12 protein-coding genes are annotated in these 12,998 nt (G+C 71.8%); 3 read left to right on the top strand and 9 right to left on the bottom strand.

Annotated features, from left to right (window positions below):
• Positions 1-453: 453 nt before the first annotated feature.
• The gene (locus VGR32_RS10995; protein WP_327450561.1) at positions 454-795 is read left to right on the top strand and encodes a hypothetical protein; all 342 of its coding nucleotides are present in this window, start codon (positions 454-456) and stop codon (positions 793-795) included.
• Here the strand turns inward: VGR32_RS10995 and gltA are convergent.
• On the bottom strand, positions 779-2,071 hold the full coding sequence (gene gltA / locus VGR32_RS10990) for a citrate synthase (RefSeq protein ID WP_327450559.1): 1,293 nt from the start codon (positions 2,069-2,071) through the stop codon (positions 779-781). The two genes, VGR32_RS10995 and gltA, sit on opposite strands and share 17 nt — an antisense overlap.
• A gap of 72 nt (positions 2,072-2,143) precedes the next feature.
• On the bottom strand, positions 2,144-3,565 hold the full coding sequence (gene gltX, locus VGR32_RS10985; protein WP_327450557.1) for a glutamate--tRNA ligase: 1,422 nt from the start codon (positions 3,563-3,565) through the stop codon (positions 2,144-2,146).
• Here gltX and VGR32_RS10980 point away from each other — a divergent pair.
• On the top strand, positions 3,531-5,723 hold the full coding sequence (locus VGR32_RS10980) for a ComEC/Rec2 family competence protein (protein ID WP_327450555.1): 2,193 nt from the start codon (positions 3,531-3,533) through the stop codon (positions 5,721-5,723). The two genes, gltX and VGR32_RS10980, sit on opposite strands and share 35 nt — an antisense overlap.
• A gap of 15 nt (positions 5,724-5,738) precedes the next feature.
• Here the strand turns inward: VGR32_RS10980 and lexA are convergent, their stop codons facing one another.
• From lexA to VGR32_RS10955, 5 genes are all read right to left on the bottom strand, one after another.
• Positions 5,739-6,419 carry a transcriptional repressor LexA gene (lexA, locus tag VGR32_RS10975; RefSeq protein ID WP_327450553.1) on the bottom strand — a complete coding sequence of 227 codons (681 nt, stop codon included), beginning with the start codon at positions 6,417-6,419 and terminating at the stop codon, positions 5,739-5,741.
• 67 nt (positions 6,420-6,486) lie between these two features.
• Positions 6,487-6,963 carry a hypothetical protein gene (locus tag VGR32_RS10970; RefSeq protein ID WP_327450551.1) on the bottom strand — a complete coding sequence of 159 codons (477 nt, stop codon included), beginning with the start codon at positions 6,961-6,963 and terminating at the stop codon, positions 6,487-6,489.
• Positions 6,963-7,766: an indole-3-glycerol phosphate synthase TrpC gene (gene trpC, locus VGR32_RS10965; protein WP_327450549.1), complete on the bottom strand. Its 804-nt coding sequence runs from the start codon at positions 7,764-7,766 to the stop codon at positions 6,963-6,965. The genes VGR32_RS10970 and trpC overlap by 1 nt, the downstream gene beginning before the upstream one ends.
• Positions 7,763-8,797: an anthranilate phosphoribosyltransferase gene (gene trpD, locus VGR32_RS10960; RefSeq protein WP_327450547.1), complete on the bottom strand. Its 1,035-nt coding sequence runs from the start codon at positions 8,795-8,797 to the stop codon at positions 7,763-7,765. Before trpD ends, trpC begins: the two co-directional genes overlap by 4 nt.
• Positions 8,797-9,387 (bottom strand): aminodeoxychorismate/anthranilate synthase component II, encoded by a 591-nt coding sequence (locus tag VGR32_RS10955; protein WP_327450545.1) that lies wholly within the window; start codon positions 9,385-9,387, stop codon positions 8,797-8,799. The genes trpD and VGR32_RS10955 overlap by 1 nt, the downstream gene beginning before the upstream one ends.
• Positions 9,388-9,475: 88 nt before the next feature.
• On the opposite strand from VGR32_RS10955, the gene VGR32_RS10950 reads away from it, so the two are divergent.
• A complete protein-coding gene (locus VGR32_RS10950) occupies positions 9,476-9,664 on the top strand; it encodes a hypothetical protein (RefSeq protein ID WP_327450543.1) in 189 nt (62 codons plus the stop codon).
• Here VGR32_RS10950 and trpE read toward each other — a convergent pair.
• Together trpE and VGR32_RS10940 are read right to left on the bottom strand one after the other, a co-directional pair.
• A complete protein-coding gene (gene trpE / locus VGR32_RS10945; protein WP_327450541.1) occupies positions 9,661-11,079 on the bottom strand; it encodes an anthranilate synthase component I in 1,419 nt (472 codons plus the stop codon). The genes VGR32_RS10950 and trpE overlap by 4 nt on opposite strands.
• Entirely contained in the window at positions 11,076-12,986 is a 1,911-nt protein-coding gene (locus tag VGR32_RS10940) for a peptidylprolyl isomerase (RefSeq protein WP_327450539.1), read from the bottom strand. The genes trpE and VGR32_RS10940 overlap by 4 nt, the downstream gene beginning before the upstream one ends.
• Between the last annotated feature and the right edge of the window lie 12 nt (positions 12,987-12,998).

Here is a 12,998-nt window from a genome sequence, read left to right as displayed (position 1 = left end):
GCCTTCCCGTGACGCGCCATGATCGCCGGCCTGATCCGGAGGCGTCTCATTGCCCCCGGCCCCCGCGCCGCCGCCCACCTCCGATGGCCACGACCTTGCAGGTTCACGCCGACGCCGGCCGGCCGTGGACATGTGAGCCCCGGCGTCGACCCCCGCTCGAACCGCTCCCGCCGCGACAAGCTCGCAAGGCCTTGCGCCCCTCCCTGCGACGGAACCACGCGAAGGTTGGCACGACGCCCGACCGGTCATGACGAAGAGGCCGAAGACTCCCGCCGGGCGTTGATGTCCTTGGAGAATCTCGAGCGCATCATCGCGACGTCGGCGAGCGGCCGTCGGATTGCGCGCCCGCCGAGGGAAAGGCGGCGGCGTTTTCAGCGAGGCCTCACGACCCGCTCATGGCGGTCAGGGAAACGGCGGCGATGCTGCACCTCCCAGTGAAGGAGGCGCGCGGTGGTGGATCTGATCCTGCCCGGGAAGGGGCGAAGGCTGGTGCGGCTGTTGGCCGGACGGCGCGGGCGGCCGACGCTGCTCAGGCTGACGGACGGCCGCGAGGTGACGGCGTTCAACAGCGTGTGGGGGCGGGACTGGGGCGCCGAGTGGGAACATCTGACGCTGAACCTGTCGCCGCGCGTGGCGGGGGCCGAGGTGCGCACCGTTTCCGCGGAACAGGTGGTGGAGGCGCGGGACCTCGACGGCCGCCTGCTGCACCGGCGCCCCGCCCATGAAAAAGGGGCGCGGCCGGCGCCGCGCCCCCTGATCTTCAGTCCGGTCCGAGAGCTCAGCCGCGCTGGCTGATGGGCACGTAATCGCGCTCGGTCGGGCCGGTGTAGAGCTGCCGCGGGCGGCCGATCTTCTGCGACGGGTCCTCCATCATCTCCTGCCACTGGGCGATCCAGCCGACGGTCCGGGCCAGGGCGAACAGGACGGTGAACATGGTGGTGGGGAAGCCCATCGCCGACAGGGTGATGCCCGAGTAGAAGTCGACGTTCGGGAACAGCTTGCGCTCGATGAAGTACTCGTCGTTGAGCGCCACCTTCTCAAGCTCGATCGCCACCTGCAGCAGCGGGTCGTTGGGGTCGCCGACGGCCTTGAGCACCTCGTGGGCGCTTTCCTGCATCACCTTGGCGCGCGGGTCGTAGTTCTTGTAGACCCGGTGGCCGAAGCCCATGAGCTTGTAGCGCTTGTCCTTCACCCCGGCGATGAACTCCGGGATCCTGTCGGGCGTGCCGATCTCCTTGAGCATGTTCAGCGCCTCCTCATTGGCCCCGCCGTGCGACGGGCCCCAGAGGCAGGCGATGCCCGCGGCGATGCAGGCGAACGGATTGGCGCCCGAGGAGCCGGCGAGACGGACCGTGGAGGTGGAGGCGTTCTGCTCGTGGTCGGCGTGCAGGATGAAGATGCGGTCCATGGCGCGCGCCAGGATCGGGTTGACCTCGTAGTCCTCGGCCGGAACGGCGAAGCACATGCGCAGGAAGTTCTCGGCGTAGCTGAGGTCGTTGCGCGGCGACACGAAGGGCTGGCCGACGTGATACTTGTAGGCGCGCGCCGCGATGGTGGGCATCTTGGCGATCAGGCGGATGGCCGAGATGTTGCGTTGCACCGGGTCGTGGATGTCGAGGCTGTCGTGGTAGAAGGCCGACAGGGCGCCCACGGTCCCGACCATGATCGCCATGGGGTGGGCGTCGCGGCGGAAGCCCTCGAAGAAGCGGTCGAACTGCGAGTGCAGCATGGTGTGCATCGTCACGCTGCGCTCGAACGACTCGTATTCCGACGCGGTGGGCAGTTCGCCGTGCAGCAGCAGGTGGCAGACCTCGACGAAGTTCGACTTCGAGGCCAGCTGGTCGATCGGGTAGCCGCGGTGCAGCAGCACGCCGGCGTCGCCGTCGATGTAGGTCAGGGCGCTTTCGCACGCCGCCGTGGAGGTGAAGCCGGGGTCGAAGGTGAAGGCGCCGGTGGCGCCGTACATCTTGCGGATGTCCACCACGTCCGGGCCGGTCGAGCCGGAGAGCACCGGGAGGTCGACGCTCTTGTCGCCGAGCGTGAGGGTGGCGGTCTTGGAGGCGTCGGTCATGCAGGGCCCGGGTTTGAGCGTCTCACGCCGGCGAGGAGCCGCGGCGGCGAGACGGAAGGCGGAAGGTGAACGTCATTTAGTCTGTTGCAGCGCATCATCCAAGCGTCCGAGGGCCTCTTCCCGGCCCAAAGCCGCCAGGGTCCGGGCGATGTCGGGCGAGACGGCGCCGCCCGCCAGAGCCGCGCGCGCGGCGGGACCGATCTTGCCGAAGCCGACGCCCTCGGAGTCGGCGAAGGCCTTGAGCTCGGCCTCCAGCGCGAAGACGTCCCAGCTCTCGAACAGGGCGATGCGGGCGCGCAGGCGGGACAGGCGGTCGAGCGCCTCGGCGGTCAGCTGCGACGCGGCCTTGTCGTCGAGCGCCAGAGGGCGAGTGCGCAGGACGAAGGCGGTCTGGTCGGCGAGGTCCAGCACGGTCTTCGCGCGGTCCTTGACGAAGGGCATGGCGCGCAGGAGCCGGGCCTCGTCGCCCTCGGCGAGCGGGTGTCCGCGGGACAGGTGGACGTCCAGCGTGGACTTGGCCAGCCGGTCGTCGTCCGCGAGGCGGATCCAGTGGGCGTTGACGTGGGCCAGCTTGTCGAAGTCCAGGCGCGCGGGCGCCTTGCCGATGCCTTCCAGAGCGAACCAGGCGATCGCCTGCTGGTCCGAGAACAGCTCCTCGTCGCCGTGGGCCCAGCCGAGGCGGGCGAGGTAGTTGCGCATGGCCTCCGGCAGGTAGCCCATGTCGGCGTACTCATGCACGGCCTGGGCGCCGTGGCGCTTGCTGAGCTTGGCGCCGTCGGGGCCGTGGATCAGCGGAATGTGCGCGAAGGTCGGGCGGGGCCAGCCGAGCGCGTCGTAGATCAGCGACTGGCGGGCGGCGTTGTTCAGATGGTCGTCGCCGCGGATGACGTGGGTCACGCCCATGTCGTGGTCGTCGACCACCACGGCGAGATTGTAGGTCGGCGCGCCGTCCGAGCGCAGGATGACGAGGTCGTCGAGGGCGGCCGTGTCCCACCGCACCTCGCCCTGCACCGCGTCGGCGACGACGACGGGCGCGCCCCGCGGACGACGGAAGCGGACGGTGTGGGGCTTCATCAGGTCGTCGACGGACGGCTCGCGATCGCGCCAGGGGCTTTCGAAGGCCCGGCCTTCGGCCTTGGCTTGGTCGCGCAGGGCGCCCGTCTCCTCCGCGGAGAGGAAGTCGCGGTAGGCGTGGCCCGAGGCGAGCAGCTGATCGACCACCTCCCGGTGCCGTTCGGCGCGGCTGAACTGGAACACCGGCTCCTCGTCCGGGAAGAGGCCCAGCCAGTTGAGGCCGTCGAAAATGGCCTTCACCGCCGCGTCGGTCGACCGCTCGCGGTCGGTGTCCTCGACGCGGACGAGGAACTTCCCGTTGTGGCGGCGTGCAAACAGCCAGTTGAAAAGCGCCGTTCTTCCACCGCCTATGTGCAGGTAGCCGGTGGGCGAGGGGGCGAAGCGGGTGACGACGGGGGTCGACGGGGAGGCGGAGGTCATGGGGGCGGGGTCCATCAGGGCCGCCCTTATAGCGCCGGACGCCGCCAAGCCCAGCCTGCCTGCGCGTGCGGCGGCCTTCCTGCGTGATCAGGCGGCGGCGCAGGCGCTGCGGTGGGGCCTGTGGGCGCCCGTGGCGTTCGGCGCGGGATCGGCGGTCTACTTCCTGTTGAACCGCGAGCCGGCCGCGTGGCCGCTGGTTCTGGCGGCGCTGGCGGCGACCGCGGCGTGGCTGGCCGTCAGGCGGCTGCCGGTCGGCAGGGTCGTGACATGGCCGCTGATGCTGCTCGCCTTCTTCGCCGTCGGCCTGACGAACGCCAAGCTGAGGAGCGACCGGGCCGCCGCGCCGATCGCGCCGGCCATGGGGGAGCCGGTGCGGATCACCGGCTGGGTCACGGACGTCGAGTCGCCGGGCGGGAGCGGCGGCGCGCGGGTGATGGTGGCGCCGGTCCGGATCGAGGGACTGGCGCCGGAAGCGACGCCGCTGCGGGTGCGGGCGACGCTGAGGGGCAGGGCGCCGATCGCGCCGGGAACGCCGGTCAGCCTGTTCGCCCTGCTGAACCCGCCGCCGGCCCCGGCTTCACCTGGCGCGTACGACTTCGGGCGCTCGGCGTGGTTCCAGCGGATGGGGGGCGTGGCCTTCGTGCTGACGGATCCCCGTCCCGCGTCGCTGGATCGGCCGCCCTGGCGGCTCCGGCTGACGATGGCGGTGAACGCCGCGCGGGTCGATCTGGCCGCGCGCCTCGTGGAGCGGCTGGGGCCCCGCACGGGCGGCATCGCGGCGGCGATGACGACGGGCGTGGAGGCGTGGCTGGACCCGGAGGAGGTCGAGCGCATGCGGGATTCCGGCCTGGCGCACATCCTTTCGATCTCGGGCCTGCACATGGCGGTGGTCGGCGGCTTCGCCTTCTTCGGCGCCCGCCTGCTGATCGCGCTGATCCCGCCGCTGGCGCTGCGCGTGAACGGCAAGAAGGCGGCCGCGTGGGTCGGGCTGGCGGCGGTCGCGGTCTATCTGGTCATATCGGGCGCGCCGCCGCCGGCGGTGCGGGCGGCGGTGACGGCGTCGATCGCCTTTCTGGCCATCCTGCTGGACCGGCCGGCCATCACCATGCACGGACTGGCCGTGGCGGCGCTGGTCGTGCTGGCGATCCAGCCGGAGGCCATCGTCACGCCGGGCTTCCAGATGTCGTTCGCCGCGACCGCGGCGCTGGTGGCGCTGGTGGAGGCGTGGCCGCGCGCGCCGCGAGAGATCCAGACGCCGCTGCCCATCCTCGCCGTCCAGCGGACGGGGCAGTGGATCGCGGCGGCGGCTCTGGCCAGTCTGGTGGCCGGCGCGGCGACCGCGCCGTTCGCCATGCAGCATTTCAACCGCGCGGCCATGTACGGCCTGGTCTCGAACATGACGGTGGCGCCGATCAGCGACTTCCTGATCATGCCGACGCTGGCGCTGGGCGCCCTGCTGGAGCCCGTCGGCCTCGGCGCGCCGTTCCTCTGGCTGGCGGGGGCGGGCATCGAGGCCATGCTGTGGGTCGGCGGGTGGACCGCCGGGCTGCCGGGCGCGGTGCGGACCTATGCCAGCGCGCCGACGGCGGCGCTGCCGGTCGCCTTCATGGGGGTGATGATCTGCTGTCTGGTGCGGGGGCCGCTGCGGTGGATCGGCCTGCCGCTGGCGTGCGCCGTGCTGGTCTGGCCGAGGGGGCCGGCGCCCGACGTCTGGATCGGCGACGGCGGCGCGAAGGCGGCGACGGTCGCTGGCGCGCGCGCGACGGTGATCCGGGGCGGGCTGGAAGACTTCGGCGTCGAGGTGTGGAGCCGGCGTCGCGGGCTGACGGTCGAGGCGCGGGACGAAAACGGCTGGACCTGCGGGCGGACGGATTGCCGGCCGACTGCGGAAGCGGTCGGACCTGCGCTGCTGTGGGGGCGGCGCGCGCCGACGGCCGAGCGGCTGGCGGCCGCGTGCGCGACCGCGGAGGTGGTGGCGGTGCGGACGGAGGTCGACGTCCTGCCGCCGGCGTGCGCGTCGCGGCTGGTGCTGGACGGACGGGACTTCGCCGAGAAGGGCGCGGTGGAACTGTGGCGCGAAGGCGACGGGTGGCGCGCGCTGTGGGTCGCGGACCTGCGCAGCGACCGGCCGTGGGCGCGGTACGGGGAGGGGGAGTGAGCCCCTCAGCGGCCGTCAGTGATAGCGGCGGATGAGGCCGACCAGCTTGCCCTGAACCTCGACCTGGTCGGGGCCGAAGATGCGCGTTTCGTAGTTGCGGTTCGCGGGTTCCAGCGCGATGGAGGCGCCCTTCTTGCGCAGGCGCTTCAGCGTGGCCTCCTCGCCCTCGACCAGGGCCACGACGATGTCGCCGGAGACGGCCGTGTCGCTGGATTTGATGACCACCAGATCGCCGTTCAGGATGCCGGCCTCGATCATGGAGTCGCCCTCGATCTCCAGCAGATAGTGCTCGCCGGAGCCCAGCATGGCCTCGGGCACCGGATAGCGGGCGGTCTCGTGCTCGATGGCGGCGATGGGGGTGCCTGCGGCGATCTTGCCCATCAGGGACAGCTCGCGGGTGTCGTTGGCGGGCTCGGCCGCGATCGGGCGGCCGCCGCCCTGCACCACCTGCGGCTTGAAGCCCCGCCCCCCGGGCGCGGCGGCGTCGGGCAGCTTGGTCACTTCCAGCGCACGGGCGCGGTGGGCCAGACGGCGGATGAAGCCGCGTTCCTCCAGCGCCGTGATCAGGCGGTGGATGCCCGACTTGGACGCCAGATCCAGCGCCTCCTTCATCTCGTCGAACGACGGCGAGACGCCCGTCTCCTTGATCCGTTCATGGATGAACATCAGGAGCTCGTGCTGCTTCTTGGTGAGCATGGCGTCGAATCTTTCAGGAACAAGCCGTGAACCGATGGCGATGTTCTGTAAGTGTTCTTGCCTAATGTCAACTTAACGGCGGGATCAGTCCGAGAAGGCCCCGCAGCTCGTGTGCAGCGTCGTCAGCATCAGGTTCCATCCCGCCAACGCCGAGTTCATAGTTTCTGCCAGCGTGGGAGGTCACGCGAACCACACGCATACCAAAACTGGCTTCGCCCTTGATTGAAGCGATCTCGGCCACCGGTATGGGACGATGAGTGCTGCTGTAGAGGCAGTCGTCCTGCAGCCAGATCACAGCCGAGCCGTGGTCGATCAGTGTGTTGGTCGCTCTGAGCAGCCTTGGAAGGATGAAGGCCAAACCACCGAAAAGAACCAAGTAGATCAGCCAGTTTGGAAACCCTCGGCTGCTTTGCGACAGGAGCCATGCCCAGCCGTGCTGAGTCGTCATGGCCACGCCATGCCAAGCGAGGGCGAGGAAGAGGGCACAAAACCCGACCAGTGAGAGCCAACCGCCCACCGCCGATCGCGTGGCGACGACGCGCATCAGCCCATCAACTCCCGCGTGGCCGCCTCAACGTCCGCCTGTCGCATCAGGCTTTCCCCCACCAGCACGGCCTGGGCATGTGCCGCCGACACGCGGGCGACGTCGTCGGGGGTGAAGATGCCGCTTTCGGCGACGAGCAGGGCGTGGACGGGGCTGAGCAGGGCCAGTTCCTCGACGCGGGCCAGGTCGACGTCGAAGGTGCGCAGGGACCGGGCGTTGACGCCGACCAGCGCCGTCTCGCGGTCTTCGACCAGCCGGCAGGCGCGGGCCATCTCGGCCTCGTCGTGGGTCTCGATCAGGGCGTCCATGCCGAAGCGGTCCGCCTCGGCCAGCAGGTCGGCGGCCAGGGCGTCGTCGACCATGGCCAGGATGATCAGGATGCAATCGGCGCCCAGCGCGCGGCTCTCGGCCACCTGCCACGGATCGACCAGGAAGTCCTTGCGCAGGCAGGGCAGGGCGGTGGCGGCGCGGGCCTGCCCCAGGAAGGCGTCGTCGCCCTGGAAGCTGGGGCCGTCGGTCAGGACGGAGAGGCAGGTCGCGCCGCCGCGCTCATATGCCTTCGCCAGTTCGGGCGGGTCGAAGTCGGGGCGGATCAGGCCCTTTGAGGGGCTGGCCTTCTTGATCTCGGCGATCAGGGCGGGGCGGCCGGTGTCGTTGAAGCGGGCCTGCAGCGCGGCGTGAAAGCCGCGAGGCGGCGAGGCAAGAGCCGCGCGCGCCTCGACCGCCGCTTGCGATTCGGCGGCCTTTCGCGCGGCCACCTCCTCGCGCTTGTAGGCTGCGATGCGGGCGAGGACGTCGGTCATTCTTCCGGCTCCGCGATCGGCGTGTTCGTCGCCTCGACGAGGCGGGCCAGAGCCTGCGAGGCGCGGCCGTCGTCGATGACCGAGGCGGCGAGGGAGGCGCCTTCGCGCAGGTCGGCGGCGCGGTCGGCGACGATCAGGGCGGCGGCGGCGTTCAGCAGGACGACGTCGCGATAGGGGCCGGGCGCGCAGTCCAGCAGGGCGCGCAGGGCCGCCGCGTTTTCCTCGGCGTCGCCGCCGCGCAGGTCGTCGATGGAGGCGGTCGGCAGGCCGGCGTCGGCGGGCACGACGGTGAAGCGGCGGACGGCGCCGTCCTTCCATTCCGCGACCTCGGTCGGGCCGGTGGTGGTCAGTTCGTCCAGACCCTGGCCATGGACGGTCCACGCCCGGCGGGCGCCCAGACGGCCCAGAACCTCGGCCAGCGGCTCCAGCAGGCGGGGGTCATAGACGCCCATGACCTGACGCCGGGCGCCGGCCGGATTGGAGAGCGGGCCCAGCAGGTTGAACACGGTGCGGAAGCCGATCTCGGCCCGCACCGGCCCCACATGGCGCATCGCCCCGTGGTAGTGGGGCGCGAACAGGAAGGCGATGCCGGCGTGATCCAGCGCGCGCCGCTGCTGCTCCGGCGAGGCCGCCAGATCGACGCCGAGCGCCGCCAGCACGTCGGACGAGCCCGACTTCGAAGACAGGGCGCGATTGCCGTGCTTGGCGACCTTCAGCCCCGCGCCGGCGAGCACCAGGGCGGCGGCGGTGGAGATGTTGAAGGTGTGCTGGCCGTCGCCGCCCGTGCCGCAGGTGTCGATGGCGTCGTAGGGATGGTCCAGCGTCCGCGCGGCGTCGCGCATGGCGCCGGCGAAGGCGGCGATCTCGTCCACCGTCTCGCCGCGCACGCGGAGCGCCGTGACGGCGGCGGCGACCTGGGCCGGCGTCGGCTCGCCGCGCAGGCAGGCGGCGAAGAAGTCGCGCGCCTCGTCCGACGACAGGACGCGGCCGTCGACCAGCTTTGCGAGGAGAGGCTTGAAGGAGTCGGCCATCAGACCGTCGCGATCCGCTTCACGTTCGCGAGGTCGAGGAAGTTGGCCAGCAGATCGTGGCCGTGTTCCGTGGCGATGGACTCGGGATGGAACTGCACGCCGTGAATCGGGCGGGTGCGGTGTGCCAGGCCCATGATCTCGCCGTCGGCGGTCCAGGCCGTGACCTGAAGCGCGTCCGGCAGAGTTTCGCGGCGGACGGCCAGCGAGTGGTAGCGGGTGGCGGTGAAGGGCGCGGGCAGGCCGCGGAACACGCTGTTCCCGTCGTGCAGGATCGGGCTGGTCTTGCCGTGCATCAGGGTCCTGGCGCGGACGACCTCGCCGCCGAAGGCCTGCCCCATGGCCTGATGGCCGAGGCAGACGCCGAAGATGGGCATGTCGTCCGGCGCGGTCGCCAGAATCGGCAGGCAGATGCCGGCCTCGTTCGGCGAGCAGGGCCCCGGCGAGAGCAGGACGGCGTCGGGCCGGGACGCCCAGGCCTCCTCCGGCGTGATCTCGTCGTTGCGCACGACGCGCGTCCGGGCGCCCAGTTCCGCGAGGTAGTGGACCAGGTTCCAGGTGAAGCTGTCGTAGTTGTCGACGACGAGGATCATGCCGGTTCCTTAGGGCCGGCCGCGCGGCGGGCCAAGCGGAGAGGGTGACGCAAGGGTTCGTTAACCATGACTGCGGGATCGTGGCGACATGAGCGACGCCCGCATCGACACCGCCCGCACCGCCATCGGACAGGCGAAGGCCCTGCTGACGGGAGAGGCGGCGCCCGACCGGACCGCGCCGCTGAAGGCGCTGGGCGCCTCGGCGCTGGCGGCGATCGGCGCCGTGCTGATGGCGGGGGCCTTCATCCTCGGGCCGGGCGTGACCTTCGTCCCCTAGGCGAAGCGCCACGCCTCCTGCGCCGCCCGCATGGGGGCGCGGGCCTTGGCGCGGGTTTCCTCATACTCCGCAGCCGGATCGCTGTCCGCGACGACGCCGGCGCCCGCCTGCACATGGATGCGGCCGCGGGCGAACAGGGCGGTGCGCAGGACGATGCAGACGTCGGCCTCTCCGCCGGAGGTGATGTAGCCGACGCCGCCGCCATAGCCGACGCCGCGTTTGGTCGATTCCAGCGCGTCGATGATCTCCATGGCGCGGACCTTGGGCGCGCCCGACAGCGTGCCGGCGGGCAGGGCGGCCAGAAGCGTGTCGACGGCGTCCAGGTCGGGGTGGGCGTCGCCCTCCACGTTCGAGACGATGTGCATGACCTGGCTGTAGCGCTCGATCGTGAAGCTGTCGGTGACGCGCACGCTGCCGGGCGCGGCGACGCGGCCCACGTCGTTGCGGCCGAGGTCCAGCAGCATCAGGTGCTCGGCGCGTTCCTTGGGATCGGCCAACAGTTCAGCCTCGAGCGCGCGGTCGTCCTCGGGCGTCTCGCCACGGGCGCGGGTCCCGGCGAGGGGACGAATGGTGACGCGGCCGTCCTTGCGGCGGACCAGGATCTCCGGGCTGGAACCGGCCAGCTGGAAGTCGCCCATGTCGAGGAAGAACAGGTAGGGCGAGGGATTCTGGCGGCGAAGCGCCCGGTAGAAGGCGAAGGGGTCGGCCGACCACGGCGCGTCGAACCGGTGGCTGAGGACGACCTGGAAAATGTCGCCGGCGGCGATCCAGTCCTTGGCGCGGGCGACCATGTCGGCGAAGGCGGCCTCGTCGACCGGAGAGGCGAAGTCGACCGCGGTGGGCGCGGACGCCGCGCGGGCGGGAAGCGGGGCGCGCAGGGCCGCCTCGAAGGCGTCGACGCGGGCCTCGGCGGCGGCGCGGTCGCCGTCGCGGGCGGGGGCGACGACGACGATCTCGTGCTTCACCGAATCGAACACGGCGATCAGGCCGGGCCGTGTCAGGACCGCGTCCGGGAGGTCGAGCGGATCGGGGTTGGGCTGGCCCAGCGGCTCCAGCAGGCGGACCATGTCGTACCCGAAGACGCCGAACAGGCCGGCGGCCATGGGCGGCAGGTCGTCGGGCAGGTCCAGCGCGGACTCCGCGATCAGGGCGCGCAGGGACGCGAGCGCCGGGCGGTCGTCGACCCGGAAGTCGCCGCCGTCGCGGGCGATCTCGGCCCGGCCGTCGCGGCAACGCCAGACCACGTCCGGATCGATCGTCAGGATCGAGAAGCGGCCGTTGCTCTCGCCGCCCTCGACCGATTCCAGCAGGCACGCGTGCGGACGCCCGTGCGCGACCTTGAGGAAGGCCGAGACGGGCGTCTCCAGATCGTCGATCAGCCGCCGGACGACCGGCCCGGCGCCGGCTGCCGTCATTGCGGACCGGTCGTGGCCGGGGCTTCGCGCGGCAGGCCGAGGGCCTCGCGCGCCAGACCGACGTCGAACTCCGCCTTCATGCGCGACTGGCCGGCCGCGATGGCGAGATCGCCGAGGCCGTTGGCGAGGTCCTGACCGATCCGCGGGCGCACCCGCTCGGCGATCGGCGCGACCAGGGCGACGGCCGGCGCGCGGATGGCGTCGGTGACGCCGACAACGAAGTCCGTCTCGGAGTTCACCTCGGCGAAGGCCTGACCCTTGCCCTGACCGAACAGGCCGGACAGGACGCCCGCGCCGAGCGCCGTCTGGGTCTCCTCGTCCTGCTGCACGCCGGTGCGCACGACCAGTTCGGCGCCGACGGAGCGGGCGACGGCCACGATGTCCTCGCCGGCGCGCAGGCGGCCCGCCAGTTCGTCGGCCTTGGCACGCAGCAGGCGATTGTTCTCGCGCTGGACCCAGGCGCGGGTCAGGTCGGCGCGCACCTCGTCGAGCGGGGGCAGGGCGGCGGGCTTCACGGCATCGACGCGCACGGCGAAGTACTGGCCGTTGCCGGCGTCCACCACGTCGCTGACGCCGCCGCGCTGCAGGCTCCAGGCCGTTTCGAGCACGGCCGGCGGAGAGTTCACCTGACCGCCGGCGGCGGTGCGGCCCTCGCGCGAGACGTCGGCCACCGGCAGGATGCGGGCGCCGACCTCGGCCGCGGCCTGTTCCAGGGTGCGGCCCTGGCCGCGAAGGGTCTCGAAGCGCTGGACGCGGTCGAACACCAGCTTGCGCTCGGCCTCGCCGCGCAGCTCCTGCACGATGGCCTCGCGCACGCCCTCCAGCGTCGCGGGCTCGGCCGGGAGGATGCCGGTCACCGCCACGACCGCGAAGCCGACGCGGGCCTGGACCGGGGCGCTGACGCCGGCGGCGGGCAGGCCGAAGGCGGCGCCGGCGACGGCGGGGTCGGGCACGGCCGAGCGCGGCGTCTCGTCGTAGCGGGTGGGCTGCAGGCCGGCGGCCTGGGCGGCGGCGTCCGGCGTCTGGCCGCCGCGCAGGGCCTGGGCCACCGACTGCGCCTGCTGCTGGTTCGGGGCGGTGATGACGACGAAGCTGCGGCGCTCGGGCAGGGAAAGGGCGTCCTTGCGGAACTCGAACCGCTCCTGAACCTGCGCCTCGGTCACCTCGACCGGCTGGCCGGGAGCGTTGCCGAACACCACGACGGAGAGGGTGCGCTGCTCGGGACGGCGCAGCTGGTCGCCGTTCTCGTTCAGGAAGGCGGTCAGCTGGGCGTCGGTGGGGGCGCCGGCGCGGCCGGCCATGTCCTGGGTGACGCGGAACCAGCGGCCGTCGCGCTGCTCCAGCGCCTGCGTCGCCACCAGCGCGCCGTAGACGCGCGGCGTGCGGGCGCCGGCGAAGAGGGCGGCGGCGTAGTGGCGCTGCATGTATTCGTCGCGGAACTCCTGCTCCAGCTGGGCCGGGGTCAGGTTCGCCTGCGCCAGGGCCTGGGCATAGCGCTGCTCGTCGAACTTGCCCGTCACCTCGCTGAAGAAGGCGGGGATCTGGCGAATCTGCTTGGCGATGACGTCCTGACCGGGGCGGATGCCGGCCTTCCACGCCCAGGCGAGGAAGCCCAGACGCTGGGTCTGGCTTTCGAGGTAGCGGACGTGGACGTTCTGGTCGATCAGCTCCTGGGCCGTGACCGGACGGCCCTGCTGCTCCTCGATGTTGCCGCGCACGCGATCGAAGTCCGAGCGGAACTGGGCCTGATCGACGCTGCGGTCGCCGGCGGAGATGACGTGCCTGGGCCCCAGCGAGGCGAAGACGTCCATCTGGGTCCCGCCGGTGATCAGCAGGCTGAGCGCCAGCACGACCAGCAGGGCCATCGCCCACTTGGACTTGGCGAAATCACGGAAGCTGGAAATCATTCGAAGAGGCCC

It is taken from the genome of Brevundimonas sp. (genome assembly GCF_035935935.1).
Lineage (GTDB): Bacteria > Pseudomonadota > Alphaproteobacteria > Caulobacterales > Caulobacteraceae > Brevundimonas.
Note: the sequence above shows the minus strand (reverse complement) of the source record. Positions and strands in the feature narration are given on the sequence as shown.

Excerpts from the sequence above, each read along its gene's own strand:
- gltX (WP_327450557.1), bottom strand. The coding sequence starts at position 3,565 with ATGACCTCCGCCTCCCCGTCGACCCCCGTCGTCACCCGCTTCGCCCCC.
- gltA (WP_327450559.1), bottom strand. The coding sequence starts at position 2,071 with ATGACCGACGCCTCCAAGACCGCCACCCTCACGCTCGGCGACAAGAGC.
- trpC (WP_327450549.1), bottom strand. The coding sequence starts at position 7,766 with ATGACCGACGTCCTCGCCCGCATCGCAGCCTACAAGCGCGAGGAGGTG.
- VGR32_RS10955 (WP_327450545.1), bottom strand. The coding sequence starts at position 9,387 with ATGATCCTCGTCGTCGACAACTACGACAGCTTCACCTGGAACCTGGTC.
- VGR32_RS10970 (WP_327450551.1), bottom strand. The coding sequence starts at position 6,963 with ATGCGCGTCGTCGCCACGCGATCGGCGGTGGGCGGTTGGCTCTCACTG.
- trpD (WP_327450547.1), bottom strand. The coding sequence starts at position 8,797 with ATGGCCGACTCCTTCAAGCCTCTCCTCGCAAAGCTGGTCGACGGCCGC.
- lexA (WP_327450553.1), bottom strand. The coding sequence starts at position 6,419 with ATGCTCACCAAGAAGCAGCACGAGCTCCTGATGTTCATCCATGAACGG.
- VGR32_RS10950 (WP_327450543.1), top strand. The coding sequence starts at position 9,476 with ATGAGCGACGCCCGCATCGACACCGCCCGCACCGCCATCGGACAGGCG.
- trpE (WP_327450541.1), bottom strand. The coding sequence starts at position 11,079 with ATGACGGCAGCCGGCGCCGGGCCGGTCGTCCGGCGGCTGATCGACGAT.
- VGR32_RS10940 (WP_327450539.1), bottom strand. The coding sequence starts at position 12,986 with ATGATTTCCAGCTTCCGTGATTTCGCCAAGTCCAAGTGGGCGATGGCC.